This window comes from Weissella cibaria KACC 11862 (assembly GCF_000193635.1).
Lineage (GTDB): Bacteria > Bacillota > Bacilli > Lactobacillales > Lactobacillaceae > Weissella > Weissella cibaria.
In genome coordinates this window covers 1-825 of record NZ_AEKT01000070.1, presented here as the reverse complement: position 1 = coordinate 825, position 825 = coordinate 1, and the positions used below count along the sequence as shown (strand labels likewise).

General features: G+C 42.5%; 1 protein-coding gene. It reads left to right on the top strand.

All coding sequences use genetic code 11. The features are described 5' to 3' along the window. On the top strand, positions 1-825 hold an 825-nt coding region (locus ESE_RS12320; protein ID WP_010375435.1), incomplete at both ends, for a hypothetical protein.

The window sequence follows — 825 nt, the reverse complement described above, 5'->3', positions numbered from 1 at the left end:
GTTGAAGTCGAGTTACTCAATGATGTTGAGTTGCTCAAACTTGTCGAAGTCGATCCACTCAACGATGTTGAGTCTGACAAACTCGTTGAAGTTGAGTTACTCAATGATGTTGAATCACTCAAACTCGTCGAGGTTGAACTGCTCAACGATGTTGAGTCTGACAAACTTGTTGAAGTTGAGTTACTTAATGACGTTGAGTTGCTCAAGCTTGTTGAGGTCGAGCTGCTCAATGACGTCGAGTTGCTCAAACTCGTTGAAGTCGAGTTACTCAAACTCGTTGAAGTCGAGTTACTCAATGACGTTGAGTCTGACAAGCTCGTTGAAGTCGAGTTACTCAATGACGTTGAGTCTGACAAGCTCGTTGATGTTGAGTTACTCAATGACGTCGAGTCTGACAAGCTCGTTGATGTTGAGTTACTCAATGACGTCGAGTTGCTCAAACTCGTTGAAGTCGAACTGCTCAATGATGTTGAATCACTCAAACTTGTCGAAGTTGAACTGCTCAATGATGTTGAATCACTCAAACTTGTCGAAGTTGAACTGCTCAATGATGTTGAATCACTCAAACTCGTTGAAGTCGAGTTACTCAATGACGTCGAGTTGCTCAAACTTGTTGAAGTTGAGTTACTCAATGACGTCGAGTCTGACAAACTTGTTGAAGTTGATCCACTCAACGATGTTGAGTTTGACAAGCTCGTTGATGTCGAGTTGCTCAAACTTGTCGAAGTCGATCCACTCAACGATGTTGAGTCTGACAAACTCGTTGAAGTTGAGTTACTCAATGATGTTGAATCACTCAAACTCGTCGAGGTTGAACTGCTCAAC